Origin of the sequence: Limosilactobacillus sp. (assembly GCF_022482365.1) — a bacterium.
Taxonomy (GTDB): domain Bacteria; phylum Bacillota; class Bacilli; order Lactobacillales; family Lactobacillaceae; genus Limosilactobacillus.
Genome location: NZ_JAKVPE010000001.1, coordinates 1,922,945 through 1,938,260 on the forward strand (window position 1 = coordinate 1,922,945; position 15,316 = coordinate 1,938,260).

General features: G+C 53.7%; 14 protein-coding genes and 3 tRNA genes. 15 read left to right on the forward strand and 2 right to left on the reverse strand.

Features of this window, described 5'->3' with window-relative positions; all coding sequences use genetic code 11:
- Window positions 1-53 precede the first annotated feature (53 nt).
- Window positions 54-653, forward strand: coding sequence for a TetR/AcrR family transcriptional regulator (locus tag LKE23_RS09050; RefSeq protein WP_291977012.1), 600 nt, complete (start codon window positions 54-56; stop codon window positions 651-653).
- On the opposite strand, the gene LKE23_RS09055 is transcribed toward LKE23_RS09050, so the two are convergent.
- Window positions 650-1,267: a TetR/AcrR family transcriptional regulator gene (locus LKE23_RS09055; protein ID WP_291977013.1), complete on the reverse strand. Its 618-nt coding sequence runs from the start codon at window positions 1,265-1,267 to the stop codon at window positions 650-652. The two genes, LKE23_RS09050 and LKE23_RS09055, sit on opposite strands and share 4 nt — an antisense overlap.
- Before the next feature lie 108 nt (window positions 1,268-1,375).
- On the opposite strand from LKE23_RS09055, the gene LKE23_RS09060 reads away from it, so the two are divergent.
- Entirely contained in the window at window positions 1,376-2,200 is an 825-nt protein-coding gene (locus LKE23_RS09060; protein WP_291977014.1) for an N-acyl homoserine lactonase family protein, read from the forward strand.
- On the opposite strand, the gene LKE23_RS09065 is transcribed toward LKE23_RS09060, so the two are convergent.
- On the reverse strand, window positions 2,197-2,778 hold the full coding sequence (locus LKE23_RS09065) for a TetR/AcrR family transcriptional regulator (RefSeq protein WP_291977016.1): 582 nt from the start codon (window positions 2,776-2,778) through the stop codon (window positions 2,197-2,199). The genes LKE23_RS09060 and LKE23_RS09065 overlap by 4 nt on opposite strands.
- 173 nt (window positions 2,779-2,951) lie before the next feature.
- On the opposite strand from LKE23_RS09065, the gene LKE23_RS09070 reads away from it, so the two are divergent.
- From LKE23_RS09070 to LKE23_RS09130, 13 genes are all read left to right on the forward strand, one after another.
- A complete protein-coding gene (locus LKE23_RS09070; RefSeq protein WP_291977017.1) occupies window positions 2,952-4,469 on the forward strand; it encodes a DHA2 family efflux MFS transporter permease subunit in 1,518 nt (505 codons plus the stop codon).
- Window positions 4,466-5,143, forward strand: a complete 678-nt coding sequence (locus LKE23_RS09075; protein WP_291977018.1) for a DUF4811 domain-containing protein — start codon at window positions 4,466-4,468, stop codon at window positions 5,141-5,143. The genes LKE23_RS09070 and LKE23_RS09075 overlap by 4 nt, the downstream gene beginning before the upstream one ends.
- Window positions 5,144-5,240: 97 nt before the next feature.
- Window positions 5,241-5,696, forward strand: a complete 456-nt coding sequence (locus LKE23_RS09080) for a MarR family winged helix-turn-helix transcriptional regulator (protein WP_291977019.1) — start codon at window positions 5,241-5,243, stop codon at window positions 5,694-5,696.
- A 60-nt stretch (window positions 5,697-5,756) separates the two neighbouring features.
- A complete protein-coding gene (locus tag LKE23_RS09085; RefSeq protein WP_291977020.1) occupies window positions 5,757-7,163 on the forward strand; it encodes an MDR family MFS transporter in 1,407 nt (468 codons plus the stop codon).
- A 269-nt stretch (window positions 7,164-7,432) separates the two neighbouring features.
- Window positions 7,433-8,128 carry an amino acid ABC transporter permease gene (locus LKE23_RS09090; RefSeq protein WP_291977021.1) on the forward strand — a complete coding sequence of 232 codons (696 nt, stop codon included), beginning with the start codon at window positions 7,433-7,435 and terminating at the stop codon, window positions 8,126-8,128.
- A 10-nt stretch (window positions 8,129-8,138) separates the two neighbouring features.
- Entirely contained in the window at window positions 8,139-8,888 is a 750-nt protein-coding gene (locus LKE23_RS09095; protein WP_291977022.1) for an amino acid ABC transporter ATP-binding protein, read from the forward strand.
- Between the two features lie 16 nt (window positions 8,889-8,904).
- Window positions 8,905-9,696, forward strand: a complete 792-nt coding sequence (locus tag LKE23_RS09100) for a transporter substrate-binding domain-containing protein (RefSeq protein ID WP_291977023.1) — start codon at window positions 8,905-8,907, stop codon at window positions 9,694-9,696.
- Window positions 9,697-9,860: 164 nt separating this feature from the next.
- The gene (locus LKE23_RS09105; protein ID WP_291977024.1) at window positions 9,861-12,665 is read left to right on the forward strand and encodes a cation-translocating P-type ATPase; all 2,805 of its coding nucleotides are present in this window, start codon (window positions 9,861-9,863) and stop codon (window positions 12,663-12,665) included.
- A 79-nt stretch (window positions 12,666-12,744) separates the two neighbouring features.
- A tRNA-Asn gene (locus tag LKE23_RS09110) sits at window positions 12,745-12,817 on the forward strand.
- 158 nt (window positions 12,818-12,975) lie between these two features.
- Window positions 12,976-13,176: a hypothetical protein gene (locus LKE23_RS09115; RefSeq protein ID WP_291977025.1), complete on the forward strand. Its 201-nt coding sequence runs from the start codon at window positions 12,976-12,978 to the stop codon at window positions 13,174-13,176.
- Window positions 13,177-13,436: 260 nt separating this feature from the next.
- The gene (locus LKE23_RS09120) at window positions 13,437-14,936 is read left to right on the forward strand and encodes a peptide MFS transporter (RefSeq protein ID WP_291977027.1); all 1,500 of its coding nucleotides are present in this window, start codon (window positions 13,437-13,439) and stop codon (window positions 14,934-14,936) included.
- 156 nt (window positions 14,937-15,092) lie between these two features.
- A tRNA-Tyr gene (locus LKE23_RS09125) sits at window positions 15,093-15,175 on the forward strand.
- 9 nt (window positions 15,176-15,184) lie between these two features.
- Window positions 15,185-15,256, forward strand: a tRNA-Gln gene (locus LKE23_RS09130).
- The last annotated feature ends 60 nt before the right edge of the window (window positions 15,257-15,316 follow it).

Genomic DNA, 15,316 nt, shown 5'->3' on the forward strand with positions numbered 1-15,316 from the left:
TTACAACCAGCATTAACTGTTATAATGTTGTTTAAAACGAGGAGGGACCACTGATGACAAGCGATTTGCGCTTTCGCCGCACGGAGTATCAAATTCAAAAGACCTTTGTTAAGTTGGTTAATCAAAAGGGCTTCCGTCACACAACGGTTGGCGATATTGCAAAAATGGCCCATATTAATCGGGCAACTTTTTATGCTCATTACTTGGATAAGTACGATCTACTGGATTCCTTGGAAGAAACAACAATTAATGTGATTCGCAAAATCCTTAAGGAGACCACCTTCGCTAATGATGAGCAGGAAAGTTGGCAGGCAGTCTTGCAAAAAAATCAGTATTTAGTTTTTAAGCAGCTAGCTAACTACCTGTACTCAAATCGACCATTGATTCTCGCGTTGTTTCAAGATGTAAATTTTAGAAATGAGGTTCAAAAGGTTTTAATTGCCGAAACTAATGCCCGTCGCAAGCGGATCGGGCTCAGCTTCAATGATGAATTGCCGAGGGAGTATGCCGAAGAGCTAATTATCACTAGCTTTCTGGGGATTATTATTCAATGGCTCAAGAAAAAACGCCCAGAATCCCCAAACGATTTTGCTGGCACCCTGTTGAAGTGTGCACAATTGTTGCCACTGCAACTATTGATGAGGAAGGATTAGTCATTGTAAACCAGCAGGTCCAGCGGGGCGAGCATCCGACTGTCGGTCAGGATTTGCGAAAAGTTCGCCGTGCTTTCCGGATGGGGATTTTGCAGCCAGGCGGTGATCAAATCCGCCAAGCCGCCGCCGAGAATTTCCATGGCGTAGCGTTGCGGGATCTTGGTGGTTAACCGGGCGTGGTACAGTTTGATGCGGGTGCGGATTTCCTGATCGAGCAGCTGCCGCAATTTGATCATAAATTGTGGGTCACCGTTAGCCGACAGCAGCGCTTTGAGAATCGGCCGCTCACTATTTAAGATTTCCAGGACCTGGTTAATCGTCAAGTAACTTTGTCGGCGCAGGCCCGTCGAATCGGCGAGCACCTGCCCAAAGTGGTGATGCTCCTCAGCCAATGCAGCTTGCAGTTTTTCCAGGATCTTATTTTCTTGGATCAGCAAAAAATTATATTTGTCTTCGTAGTGCAGGTAGAAGGCCTTCCTGCTGATTTGGGCGGTGGCGACCACTTCACCGACCGTGATCTTTTCAAACGATTTCTTTTTTAGCAGGGTGACGAAGGCCCGCCGAATCTGTTCGTCGGTCCGCCGCCAGCGCAAATCATTTTGATTAGTTGCCATCTAAGCATTCTCCTAACTTTATTACACAGTTTAGGTATTATTAGTAATTGTACCGTGGTTATGGTGGCATTACAATTAGGTCAACAATTAAACGAGGAGGAATTACTAATGACACAGCCAATCAAGATTCATGTATTGCACACGGGAACGGTGATCGTCGATGAAGCCCTGCCGTTCCACCGTCCTACTGATCGTCCCCTGGCCTGGACCGGGCTGTTTCGTTCCAAAAAGCACCGGGTGGAGGTCCCGGTGTCCGTTTACCTGATCGAACATCCCCAAGGACTGATCCTGATCGATACGGGCTGGAACACGGTCAACCGTGACCACCAGCTGCGCAACCTCAGCTTCCAGTGGCCGGTGAACAAGGCTAACTTACCGGCGGGGCAGGCGGTCAACGAGCAGCTGGCAGCAATGGGGATTAAGACCAGCGACCTCGATTACGTTCTGATGAGCCACCTGCACTGCGACCACGCCGACGGGCTCAGTCTCGTCCGTGATGCCAAACACATCCTGGTGAGTGAGGAGGAGTGGCAGGCCGCTAACCACGACCACATGCGATACCTGCCCCACGAGTGGAAGGGGGTCCCAGTCAAGGCCTTCCACCTCGCGCCGAGCCTGGATGGGGCTTACCACCGTTCCTTCGACCTCTTCGGCGACGGCAGCGTCAAGATGATCTGGGAACCGGGCCACAGCGCCGGCCTGTGCGCGACCCGGGTCCAGAGCTATGACACGGATAAGTACGTGATGCTGGCGGCCGATGCCGGGTACGCCGCCAAGTCCTGGGAAGAAAACCTGACGCCAGGCGTGGTGATCGACCGAGCGGAAGCACAAAAGTCACTGAATTACATCGCCAAGGTGGCCCAGGATCCCAAGTGCGTGGAGTGCCTAGCCAACCACGATGCGGCGGTCCGTCCCCACGTGATCACGCTTTAAGCATGATCGCCTTGCCCCGTCACCTTGCGTAGGTAGGAGAAGGCGCCGTTTTGTAAAATGTCGGAGATAGAGTGGATGACCTCTTCACCGTCAATTTGATCGGCATTGAAGAGCCAGAACTTCAGAACGGTCATTGAGGTGGCCACGATGACCTGGCGAATCATCATTGCCTGAGCATTGTCCTGGTGGTGAGTAAGGGTTGCAAAACGTTCGTTGAAACCCTGGGTGAGTTTGGTTTCAAAATGGCGGTCACCGTTATTGCCGAGCAGGGTTTGGAGCTCGTTAAAATGCTGATTAAAGAAGTTAACCTCCGTCTGCAAAAGCTCCGCTGAGTGATCGGCCTGCAATGGGTTCACCTGATCGCGAATCGAGTCGATCTGTTCGATCAAATCGTCCTCGATCCGCTCAAGCAACTGGTACTTATCATCATAATAGCGATAGAAAGTCGACCGATTGACATGGGCCGTGTCTGCAATGTTATTGATCGTGATCTTTTCAAATGGCTTAGTTGCCATCAACTTGAGGAGCGCGTCTTGCAGCTGCTGGTTGGTGTAGTCGGTCTTTTTGGTGTACTTCATTTTTCTTCCTCCATCATTTTGATTTGTCACCATTATACCGGAATGAAGCGGTTAAAAAAGGTTAATTTACGACTAATCGTCTTATTTAAGACAGACTGCCACAAATTAGCCTGGGCATCGCATTTCCCCCTCGGTATAGTATTTCCAGAAATTGATTTTGAGGAGGAAATGCGATGACTAACGTTCAAACGGATATTCATGGCAAAACTTATCATCGGCTGGCCCTGTTTATGCTGATGCTGATCGCGACCTTGGCCGGTTCGCTGATGCAGTCGACGCTGGGGACGGCCCTGCCAACACTGATGGACAAGTTTTCCATCAACCTGAACACCGCCCAGCAGGCGACCACCTGGTTTCTGCTGGCGATTGGGGTGATGGTTCCGGTGTCGTCATACCTGGTCAAGCGGGTGCCGACCAAGCGGTTGACCCTGATCACCTACCTGGTCCTGTTGGCCGGAATTTCGATCACCGCCTTTACACCGGAGAAGCACGACATGTGGTGGCTCTTCGTCGTCGGCCGGGTGGTTGCCGCGGCCGCGGTCGGGGTGGCGATGCCGCTTTTGCAGATCATCATCGTCAACATTTACGCCGCCAGCGAACGGAGCGTGGCGATGGGCTTGATGGGTCTGGTCGTCGGGATGTCGCCGGCGATTGGCCCAACACTGACCGGGTGGATTCTGGATCGTGACCACCACTTCCTGGGAATTACGCTGGCCGCCCATTGGCAGACGATTTTCTACATCCCGATGGTCATTCTGGTCGTCGTGCTGATCTTCCTGCCATTTTTCATGCGGGATGTGATTCCAAATGAACCGGTCAAACTGGACTGGCCATCGCTCTTGCTGTCCAGCTTTGGCTTCTGCCTCTTCCTGCTTGGCTTTACCAACGTCTCCAACGATGGCTGGTCGAGCCTCACTACGGTAGATGGTCCGATCATCATTGGCTTAATCCTGCTTGCCTTCTTTATTCGGCGTCAATTGAAGCTGAATGCGCCCTTCCTCGACGTGCGGGTCTTTAAGTCCCGTGAATTTACCGTAACGACGATTGCAATCGCGGCCGTCATGATGGCAATGATGGGGGTCGAGATGATGCTGCCGACCTACCTGCAAAACGTCCATGGCATGTCGGCGCTGGAATCTGGCTTGACGCTTCTGCCGGGAGCCCTCTTCCTCGGCATTCTGTCACCGGTTGCCGGGATTCTCTACAGCAAGGCCGGAACGAAGCGGGTTGCCTTTGCTGGTCTCCTGGTGCTGGCCGCGGGGACGATTCCCTTTGCGGTGATCACCGAATCGACCCCGTCAATCATCATCACCCTGATGTACACGGTGCGGATGATTGGGGTGGCGATGGTCCTGATGCCGATGACGACGGCCGCCATGGACGCGCTGCCGAAGGAAAAGTCGGCGGACGGAACCGCGGTCAACAATACAGCCCGGCAGTTAGCCTCGTCGGTTGGGGTGGCCCTTTTGACCTCCGTGACCCAGGACGTCATCAACAACCACAAACCCGCTGCTAGCCTGAAGGCAACGGATCCAATCGCTTATGCCGACAAGGTCATCAACGCCTCGATGGATGGCTTCCAGCTGGCCTTCACCGTGGGCCTGGCCTTTGCAGTGATTGGCCTTGTCGTGGTCTTCTTCCTGAAAAACAAGAACCAGCAGGAAGCGGAAAGAAGGGAGTTTGTCAAATGATTATTTACGTAATTTTTGCCCTCGTGGTTGTGACCATCCTGGCCTGGACGTTGATTCCCAACCGTCCGCTGCGCTGGGCTACCGGGATCTTGAGTGGCCTGGCGCTGGTGGGGGCGATTGGCGTCATGAGCGCGAACTTCGCCAACCATTATGGAATGAAAAAGGTGACGACGACCACGACCCAGCGGATCTATTCCGCGGCTGGCAGCAAGTCACCGGCCGGGGTCCTCGTTACCAAGCAGCTCGGCACGAAGTCGGGGCGTTACGTTTTGGTGTATGCGGACACGGCAAACGGTAAGGCCAAAGCCCACTTTGTTCCCAAACAAAAACACATCACCACGGCGGTCAAGCAGCACGCCACTTACCGGACGGCAAACGTCAAGCAGGCGACGCTGAAGACGACGACCACCCGGTGGGAATGGAAGAGTAAGCGGGCCAAGTTCTGGCTCAACGTCGGCGACCAGGCCGGGGAGCTGGTCAGCCAGTACCGGACGGTCACGATTCCAAAGGACACCTGGCTGGCGGTCACGCCCAACCAGATGAAGAAGCTGCAGAAGGCGATGGCATCCGGCAATACGGGTGCCGCCAACAGTCAGACGGCCGCACTGAGCTCGCTTTCGAAGGACCAGCAGGCGGCGATGGTGGTTAAAGTAGCCAAGAAAGCATTAGAATAAGAGAAGTCCTGAAGCCATTTTGCCGCTTCAGGATTTTTTGCTTGCTCATCCTTAAAAAGTGTAGTAAGCTACACTTATGGAAAGAGAGGTGACAACGATGGGACAACACGCAATGCCGATCAACGACCTTGGCCGGCAGATTAAATTATTGAATATTTCCATTGAAAAACGGCTGAATGCCAAGCTAACGTCCTTGGGCATCACCCTGACCGGTAACCAGGTGCTGGTGTTGATGTACGTCTTCGACCACCAGGGCCAGCCGGTGACCCAAAAGGAGATTGAAATTAAATTCGAGATCAGTCACCCCACCATTCGGGGAATTATTCGCCGACTGGTGGCCGCCGATTTGCTTGCCACCGCGACCAGCAGCCAGGACAAGCGCCAGGTGCTCTTGTCACTGACGCCACGGGGCCAGCAATTTTTGAAAGAAAATATGACCGACCTGCAAAAACCGGTTCAACAGCTGAACGCAACTTTGACGGCCCAGATCAGCGAGGCCGACCTGGCCGTCTTTGAACGGGTCCTCAAACAGATGCAGGCCAACATGAAGTAGGGCAAAACCGCCTTTTCTTTTTAGGTAAAAGTGTAGCTAGCTATAGAATGGAGGAGAATCATGCTCACAATTAATTCACCGCAAAATAAAAAGGTCAAGATGATGGCGGTTTTGATCCTCGGGGCCTTCACCATGATGCTGACCGAAACGTTCTTCAACAATGCCTTGCCGACGATTATCAACCAGTACCATGTCAGCCAATCGATCGCCCAGTGGGTCAGCACCGGTTACCAGCTGGTGACCGGGCTGATGATCCCACTGTCGGCCTGGGTCTTTCACCGCTTCAACACCAAGCATACCTTTCTCAGCCTGCTGACCATCTTCTTGGTAGGTTCGGTAATCGGCTTTTTTGCCACTAATTTCTGGGTAATGCTGGCGGGGCGGCTGATCCAGGCGATCGCCTCCGGGTCCATGATCCCGCTGATTCAAAACGTGGTCCTGATGCTCTTCCCTGTCAAGGACCGGGGCTTTATCATGGGGATCATTGGTCTGGTAGTTGCCTTTGGGCCGGCACTGGGGCCAACGGTCGGGGGCTGGATCATTGACAACCTCGGCTTAAAGTGGCTCTTCGGGGTCCTGATCCCCTGGGTCGCCCTGCTGATGATCGTTAGTTTCTTCGTGGCCCATAACGTGGTCAACGTCGACACCAGCCAGGCAGTGGACTGGATTTCGGTCATGGAGTCCTGCCTGGGCTTCGGAGCCCTGCTTTACGGCTTCTCGGACATCGGTAACCTCGGCCGGATCGATGTTATCAACGGTCTGGCTATCGTGGCGGGCCTGGTGGTCATCGTGGCCTTCTGCCGGCGTCAGCTGAAGCTCACCGTTCCCCTGGTCAACCTGCAGGTATTTAAGAACGGGGTCTTTAACCTCACGACCGTCCTGAGCGCCATCTCGAACATCGCCCTCTTGAGCGTGGAACTGGTCCTGCCCCTTTACCTGCAGCGGGTCCACGGGCTTTCGGCCTTCCATGCCGGGTTGATGCTGCTGCCGGGGGCAATCCTGGAAGGGGTGATGAGCCCGATCGCTGGTCGGCTGTACGATAAGTACGGGATCAGGAATCTTTCCCTCGTTGGTTTTGCAATTATTGCCCTGGGGAGTTTGCCGATGCTGTTCTTTACGCCACACACCAGCCTGTGGATCGTGGCCGGGTCCTACGCCTTCCGGATTGTCGGGATCGCGACCGTCATGATGCCAACCTTTACCGAAGGGTTAAACGCCCTGCCACGTGAGCTCTACGTTCACGGGAACGCGGCCTCTTCGACGGTTCGGCAGATCGCCGGTTCCCTGGGGACGGCCCTGTTGATGATGATTGTTGCCTTTGGAACCCAGTCCACGGCGGGCGAGGGGCTTTCCCGGGCCAGCCAGCTCAACCACGGTTACTGGTACGCTTTCCTGGCTTCGTTCATCTTCGCCGCCCTGGGCTTCATCTGCTCGTTCTGGCTGAAGCCGAAGAAGGCCCAAAAGTAATTGAAACTCTTCCTTGACAGCTTACTTATAATAAGCTATGATGTAACCATCATTGATTAGGAGGAAACGTCAAATGTTCAACAAACCATTTGTTAACGCTAGTGTTTGTTGTTGTGGATCGCGTCTTATGCGACCCATGTTTTGGCGTGCTCATTTTTAAGTAAGTGACCGACTAACAACACGGGATAAATGCATAAGGCGCAGATTCAAGAATTCTTGAATTTGCGCCTTTTTCTTATCCTAATTTTTTGAGGAAAGGATTATCAACTATGTGGGAAACAATTCAATCATCGCTGCCCCAGCTCCTGGCGGCTGGCTTTAAGTACACGATTCCCCTTGCCATTATTTCATTTTTCTTCGGTCTCATCATCGCCCTGGTGACGGCCTTGATCCGGCTGTCGCGTCAGCGCGGTGCCTTCATGATCCTGAAGTGGATCGCCCACTTCTACGTCTGGCTCTTTCGGTCCACGCCGCTTTTGGTCCAGCTGTTCATCGTCTTCTTTGGCCTACCATACCTGCGGATCAAAGGAGTCCTGCCCCACGGTATTAAGCTGGAACCGTTCACCGCGGGGATCATTACCTTCTCGCTGAACACCGGGGCCTACGCTTCTGAAACCATCCGGGCGGCGATTGCGGCCGTACCGCGGGGACAATGGGAGGCGGCCAGTTCGATCGGGATGACCCGCTGGCAGATTCTCTGGCGCATTATCCTGCCCCAGGCACTGCGGATTGCGCTGCCGCCGCTGTCGAACAGCTTCATCAGCCTGGTGAAGGACACCTCACTGGCGGCCTCGATCACGATCATGGAGATGTTCGCGGTCAGCCAGCAGATTGCGGCGGAAAATTATCAGCCCCTGGTGATGTACACCCTGGTCGCGGCGGTTTACGCCGTCTTCACCACCGTGCTCTCGTACCTGCAGGGCTACTTGGAACGGCGCCTTGGTCAGCAGACAAAGATTGGGTAGGTGAAATGCAATGAAAATCAGCAATGTTAACAAAACCTTTGGTGAAAAGCACGTGCTTCACGACGTCAGCCTTGACTTTCCAGCCGCCAAGACGACGGTGATCGTCGGGCCATCCGGTTCTGGAAAATCGACCATCCTGCGCTCCCTCAACCTGTTGGAGGTGCCGGAGAGCGGCCGCTACGACTTTGATGACCTGCAACTCGACTTTGCCAAAAAGATCACCAACAAGCAAAAACTGGCCCTGCGCAAGAAGACGGGGATGGTCTTCCAAGATTACAACCTTTTCCCGAATAAGACGGTGCTGGGCAACATCATCGAGGGCCCGACCCAGGTCCTCAAGCAGAGTAAGGCGGTGGCCACTAAGACGGCCAACGAGCTGCTGGCCAAGGTGGGACTCGCCCAGTACGGGGATTCCTATCCCAACCAGCTCTCCGGTGGTCAGGCCCAGCGGGTGGCCATCGCCCGGGCCCTGGCGATGAATCCGGAATACATCCTGTTGGACGAGCCGACCTCGGCCCTCGACCCCGAACTGGAGTTGGAGGTGCTCAAGGTCCTGCTCCAGCTGGCCCGGGAAAAGCAATCGATGGTGATCGTGACCCATAACATGATCTTTGCCCGCCACGTCGCCGACAAGATCGTCTTCCTGGAGGACGGCCACGTCCTGTTCGACGGGGCGCCGGAGCAATTCTTCGCGCCGGATAATCCCAATGAACGGATCAAGAGCTTTATTGCATCAATGACAATGGAAAACTTAGACTAAGAGAGGTAAATAAATTATGAAGTTTTGGAAGAAAGCATTATTAGTTGTCGCCGCATTAACTTTGGGAACCGCGGGGAGCGTCACCAGCATTCACGCCGCCAGTTCCAGCGTCAATTCCGAGCTCCAGCACAAGGGCGAGTTGACGATCGGCCTGGAGGGAACCTATTCTCCATATTCTTATCGTAAGAACGGCAAACTGACCGGCTTTGAGGTCGACCTCGGCAAGGCCGTTGCCAAGAAGATGGGCTTGAAGGCCCACTTTGTACCAACCAAATGGGATTCGTTGATTGCGGGCCTGGGCGCCGGCAAGTTTGACGTCGTGATGAACAACATTACCCAGACGCCGGAACGGGCCAAGCAGTACAACTTCTCAACGCCTTACATTCGCTCCCACTTCGCCCTGATCGTGCCGAAGAGCAGCAAGATCACTAACCTGAAGCAGATCTCCGGAAAGAAGATCGTTGCCGGGACCGGGACTAACAACGCCACCGTGGTGAAGAAGCACAAGGGGAAGCTGGTGGCTAACAGCGACTTTGCCAGCGCCCTTGACATGGTTCGCCAGGGTCGGGCAGCCGGGACCGTCAACTCACGGGAAGCCTGGTATGCCTACACTAAGCAGCATGCCACCAAGGGCTTGAAGATGATCGACGTTTCGAGCGAGCAAAAGCCAGCCAAGATTTCCGCCCTCTTTAATAAGAAGGATCCGGCAATCCAGAAGTCCTATAACCAGGCCCTCCAACAGCTGCAAAAGGATGGCACCGTCAAGAAGCTTTCCCAGAAGTACTTTGGGGCCGACATCACGAAGTAATTAGAATACCGTTTGGTGAAACATTGTCGTTCACCAAACGGCTTTTTTAACTGCTACCTGGTGAAAAGTGCACAGATTGCACAAAATGTGCCACTTATTGTGCAAATGTTAACCATCTTTCCCAATCGGCGTTAGAATAACCCTAAAGTGGGAGATGGTGACAAATGGCTGACGAAGACAAGAAAAACAGCCAAAATGATCAGACCATCGAAATAGCCCGGCTCCAACCCGCCGAAATTTATCAGCGGCTCGCCAGTCGTGACCAGGGTTTGACCACTGCGGAAGTTGAAAAACGACAAAAACAATTTGGCAAAAATATTTTGGAAAAGAAGAGCGGCGAATCCCTCTTCACTAAGTTTATTAAGAACTTTACGGGACTGATGGCCATCATGCTGTGGGCAGCCGGTTTAATCGCCTTCGTGGCCCAGCTGACGGAACTGGGGATTGCAATCTGGTTGGTTAACATCATTAACGGCTGCTTTAGCTTCTGGCAGGAATACCAGGCGGGCAAGGCCACCGATGCCCTGCAGAACATGCTGCCGGCCCACAGTCGGGTCATTCGTGACGGCAAGGAGATCAAGATTCTGTCGGCCGACCTGGTACCCGGCGACGTGGTGAAGCTGGAGGAGGGCGATGACGTCCCGGCCGATATCCGGCTGATTGCTTCGACGGACGTGGCCGTGGACCAGTCCTCTTTGACCGGGGAGGTAACGCCGGTGCATAAGCAGAGCGGTGCCGTGAAGGCCAAGGCTGATACCAATCACTTCGACCTGGACAACATTGTCTTCTCTGGGACCTCGATGATGAAGGGCAACGCCACCGGGGTAGTGGTCAAGACCGGGATGCAGACTGATTTCGGCCAAATCGCTGCCCTGACGCAAAACGTGCAGGAAGACCTGAGCCCGCTCCAACGGGAACTCAACACCCTGACTAAGCAGATCACCGTCCTGGCTGTCAGCATCGGGGTGGTCTTCTTTGTGGTGGCCATCTACTTCGTTCACTATCCGCTGGTAAAGTCCTTTGTCTTTGCCCTGGGGATGATCGTAGCCTTTATTCCAGAAGGCCTGGAACCGACCGTCACTCTGTCCTTGGCCGGAGCGGTTCAACGGATGGCTCGGCATAACGCCCTGGTCAAGCGGCTTTCCAGTGTGGAGACGCTGGGTAGTGCGTCGGTGATCTGTTCAGATAAGACCGGGACACTGACTAAAAATGAAATGACGGTCCAGCACCTGTGGACGCCGGAGCGTGACTACACGGTAACCGGCGAGGGCTATGACGCTCACGGTAGCATCATGGCTGGACCAACCGACCAAACCTATCGCGATAACGAGAGCTTGAAGGAACTGCTGCTGGGCGGGGGCTTTGCCGACGATGCGCGGATCGTCGCCCCAACCAAGGACCACCCGCGCTACCAGATTCTCGGTGACCCCACCGAGGCCTGCCTCGAGGTGGTAGCACGCAAGGGTGGCGTTGCCGTTGAAAAAGAACAAGCGGCCACGCCCCGGATCAAGGAGCTGCCCTTTGACTCCGAACGGAAGATGATGACCGTCATCTTAAAGGACAAGGGAACGCACCGCTTTGACGTTTACACGAAGGGTGCCCCTAACTGCGTGATCGAAAAGTGTACCACCTATCTAAATCAGGGAAAGATTGTCCCCTTGACCGCCGAATTAAAGAAGCAGGTGATGGGCGCCAACGACGGTTATGCCAAGCATGGCCTGCGGGTGCTGGCGGTTGCCGGGCGAATCCTGCCCGACGCATTGCGCCAAAACCTGGACGCGGCCACGATTGCTGCCGTTGAACAAGGGTTGACCTTCATCGGGCTCTCGGTCATGATGGACACACCGCGTTCGGAGGTCATGAAAGCGGCCACCGAGTGTCGGAATGCCCACATTAAGATCATCATGGTCACCGGGGATTATAGCCTGACGGCGAAGAGCATCGCCCGGCAGATTGGCCTGACCGATCCTGACAAGCCCCTGGTGGCGGTAACGGGTGAGCAGCTGAAGACGATGTCCGACGATGAATTGCGCCAGGTTCTGTCCGGTGAGGTTGTCTTTGCCCGGATGGCACCGGAGCAGAAGTACCGGATCGTCGATATGCTTCAGCAAATGGGCAAGACCGTCGCGGTAACTGGCGACGGGGTCAACGACGCACCGGCACTCAAGAAGGCGGACATCGGGGTCGCCATGGGGGAGACCGGGACCGACGTTGCCAAGGAAGCGGCGGACATGATCCTGACCGACGACAACTTTTCCTCGATTGTGACCGCCATTCGTGAAGGGCGGGGCGTCTACGCCAACATCCGCAAGTTCCTGCTCTACATCCTTAACTCCAACATGCCCGAGGCCATCCCATCGGTCTTCTTCCTGCTCTCCGGCGGGCGAATTCCCCTGGCACTGACGGTGATGGAAATCCTGTTTATCGACCTGGGGACAGACATGCTGCCGGCACTAGGCCTGGGACGGGAAAATCCGGAGCCGGGGACGATGCATCAGCCACCGCGCTCTCGCCACAGTCACCTGATCAACCGGGCATTGCTGGGGAAGGCGTTTGGCTGGTACGGGCTCTGGTCGTCAATTATTGCGATGGGCGGTTTCTTCATGGCCAACTACCTGCACGGTCACGTCTATCCGGATCTGCCGGCCACTGGCTTTGACTACCGGCAGGCGACGACCCTGGCACTCGGCTTGATCATCTTTTGTCAGGTCGCCAATGTCTTGAACATCCGTTACCAATTCGGGACGATGTTTAACCGGCACTTCCTGACCAATTCGATGATCTTCATTGGGATCGCCTTTGAAATTGTCCTCCTGATCTGCGTCAGCTACGTTCCGCTCCTGCAGGACGTCTTCGGAACCGAAGCACTGTACCGGCAGGACTGGCTGATGCTGGTCTGCGTACCGCTGCCATTAATCTTGATTGACGAGCTGCGGCGGTGGGTGATCCGGCGGCACAGAAGCCTGTAATCATATTAAAGATAAAAATTCAAAAAAATGTTTGCAACTCCGGCGGGGCATGCTATAATAATTATCGTTGATTTGTTATTCCGGCATAGCTCAGTTGGTAGAGCACCTGACTGTTAATCAGGTTGTCGTCAGTTCGAGTCTGACTGCCGGAGCTTTCCAGAGCGGTTGATGTTTTCATCAGCCGTTTTTTTTATTTTCACAATGGAGGATTCAAGAATGGACATCGTATATTTGCTCTTATGTCTGGTATTCATGGTGGTTGGCCTGCAATTGCTGCGGGGTAAGTGGCTGAAAATCCTGGTGGGCCATCGTGCTGCCACTGCTGATCAAGTTAAGCGCGGGGATGGCACTGGCGCCAGGGGCGATTGCCTTGGGGCTGAGCATGTTTTTCTTCGGCTTCTTTGACAGTCATTACTGGGCAAACATCGGGAACGTCATCTTTGTGCTATCGATTGCCTACCTGATCGTGATTGACGTCTGGTTAATCAGCCGTGAGCGGCAGGGACGGTAGGGCGGTTCATATTGTGTCGTCGAAAGGGTTTCCAGTCTTAAGATCATTAAAGCCGTCTGCTGGCCTTCCTAAATATTTTTAAGCGAAATGCAACAAAATGCCGGTATTCTCTCATCAAAAACTTATTTTTCCATTGACTAATTTAGAGGACGGGTCTAAAATAGTTACATTGTTACAAGAAAGTTAGATTTTTCTAATATTTGGAATGAGTATTCTGAATGATTAAGCTGACTTTGCAATAATTGGAGGAATATAACTCGATGAGTAAGCAAAAAGATATTGATACCGCGTTCTTCGGGCAACCGCGTGGTTTATCTACGCTGTTCTTCACTGAAATGTGGGAACGGTTTAGTTACTACGGAATGCGGGCAATCCTGTTATTCTACATGTACTACGCCGTTTCCAAGGGTGGTTTAGGGATGAACCAAACCACCGCCGCATCGATCATGTCCATCTATGGATCCTTGGTTTATCTGTCCGGGGTTGTCGGTGGGTGGCTGTCTGACCGGGTCTGGGGCCCACGGCGGACCGTCTTTATCGGTGGTGTCCTGATCATGTTCGGGCACATCGCCCTGTCATTGCCGTTTGGCGTTGGTGCCCTCTACGTTTCGATCGCCCTGATCGTTATCGGGACCGGGCTGCTGAAGCCAAACGTTTCCGAAATGGTTGGTGGCCTTTACTCTGAAAACGACCGGCGCCGGGATTCCGGTTTTAGTATGTTTGTCTTCGGGATCAACTTGGGGGCTGCCGTTGCACCATGGGCTGTTCCGTGGGCTGCTAACGGTTTTGGCCTCAACCTCTTCCATGGCGAAATGAACTTCCACGCCGGGTTCTCCCTGGCCGCCATCGGGATGTTCTTTGGCCTGATCCAATACGCGATCGGTGGACGGAAGTACCTGTCCAAGGACAGCCTCTACCCGGATGACCCGATCGACCGGGAAAGTCTTCGTCCAGTCCTGATTTGGAGTCTGGTTGGGATCGTTGCCTTAGCGATTGTCCTGGGCCTGCTCGCTGCCATGGGTCAGCTGAACGTCAACAACATCATCACGATCATCACGATCATTGCGATTGCACTGCCAATCTACTACTTCATCATGATGCTGAACTCCAAGAAGGTTACCAAGGAAGAGCACTCACGGGTGCTGGCCTACATTCCGCTCTTTATCGCGGCCGTAATCTTCTGGGCAATTGAAGAATCTGGTTCAGTTGTTCTGGCCCTCTTCGCCGAACAACGGACCATCTTGCACATCGGTGGCTGGCACTTCGCCGCTGCCAACTTCCAGACCTTGAACCCACTGTTCATCATGATCCTGACGCCGGTCTTTGTTACCCTTTGGGATCACTGGAAGAACCAGCCAAGTGCCCCTGGTAAATTTGCTGCCGGGCTGGTCTTCGCCGGTCTGTCATACGCCTTCATGGCACTGCCTGCATTGATTCACGGGACGACCGCTGGACGGGTTAGCCCATTCTGGCTGGTTGGTTCCTGGTTCATCGTTGAAATTGGTGAAATGTTGATCTCACCAATCGGTCTGGCCGTTACGACCCGGCTGGCACCAAAGGCCTTTAAGTCCCAGATGATGAGTATGTGGTTCCTGGCCGATGCCGCTGCCCAGGCGGTCAACGCCCAGATCGTTAAGTTCTACTCATCAGCAACTGAAGTGCCATACTTCCTGACGATCGGTCTGGTAAGTATTGCCTTCGGGATCATCCTGATGTTCTTCGTCAAGCGGATTCACGCTTTGATGGGCGGGGTGGACTAAAACCCTTTGAGAAAATTCATTTGATTACAGCTAAAATTGCCGTCTTGCGGGACGGCAATTTTTTTGTTTAAAAAGTTCTTGCATTTAGTTCGGAAATTCGGTATTATAATAAACGTTGATTAGTTACTGATCAGTAATTAATCCTCTCAACCTTTTGGGGGAGTAGCGAAGTCTGGTTAAACGCGACGGTCTGTAAAACCGTTCCTTCGGGTTCGGTGGTTCGAATCCACTCTCCCCCATTTTATTATTGGGCTATAGCCAAGCGGTAAGGCAACGGTTTTTGGTACCGTCATGCGCTGGTTCGAATCCAGCTAGCCCAACTGTACTAAGGTCGGCGACTGATATCGGTTGCCGGCTTTTTCTTTAGCCAAAAGAGGGGG

Excerpts from the sequence above, each read along its gene's own strand:
- LKE23_RS09050 (WP_291977012.1), top strand. The coding sequence starts at position 54 with ATGACAAGCGATTTGCGCTTTCGCCGCACGGAGTATCAAATTCAAAAG.
- LKE23_RS09055 (WP_291977013.1), bottom strand. The coding sequence starts at position 1,267 with ATGGCAACTAATCAAAATGATTTGCGCTGGCGGCGGACCGACGAACAG.
- LKE23_RS09060 (WP_291977014.1), top strand. The coding sequence starts at position 1,376 with ATGACACAGCCAATCAAGATTCATGTATTGCACACGGGAACGGTGATC.
- LKE23_RS09065 (WP_291977016.1), bottom strand. The coding sequence starts at position 2,778 with ATGAAGTACACCAAAAAGACCGACTACACCAACCAGCAGCTGCAAGAC.
- LKE23_RS09070 (WP_291977017.1), top strand. The coding sequence starts at position 2,952 with ATGACTAACGTTCAAACGGATATTCATGGCAAAACTTATCATCGGCTG.
- LKE23_RS09075 (WP_291977018.1), top strand. The coding sequence starts at position 4,466 with ATGATTATTTACGTAATTTTTGCCCTCGTGGTTGTGACCATCCTGGCC.
- LKE23_RS09080 (WP_291977019.1), top strand. The coding sequence starts at position 5,241 with ATGGGACAACACGCAATGCCGATCAACGACCTTGGCCGGCAGATTAAA.
- LKE23_RS09085 (WP_291977020.1), top strand. The coding sequence starts at position 5,757 with ATGCTCACAATTAATTCACCGCAAAATAAAAAGGTCAAGATGATGGCG.
- LKE23_RS09090 (WP_291977021.1), top strand. The coding sequence starts at position 7,433 with ATGTGGGAAACAATTCAATCATCGCTGCCCCAGCTCCTGGCGGCTGGC.
- LKE23_RS09095 (WP_291977022.1), top strand. The coding sequence starts at position 8,139 with ATGAAAATCAGCAATGTTAACAAAACCTTTGGTGAAAAGCACGTGCTT.
- LKE23_RS09100 (WP_291977023.1), top strand. The coding sequence starts at position 8,905 with ATGAAGTTTTGGAAGAAAGCATTATTAGTTGTCGCCGCATTAACTTTG.
- LKE23_RS09105 (WP_291977024.1), top strand. The coding sequence starts at position 9,861 with ATGGCTGACGAAGACAAGAAAAACAGCCAAAATGATCAGACCATCGAA.
- LKE23_RS09120 (WP_291977027.1), top strand. The coding sequence starts at position 13,437 with ATGAGTAAGCAAAAAGATATTGATACCGCGTTCTTCGGGCAACCGCGT.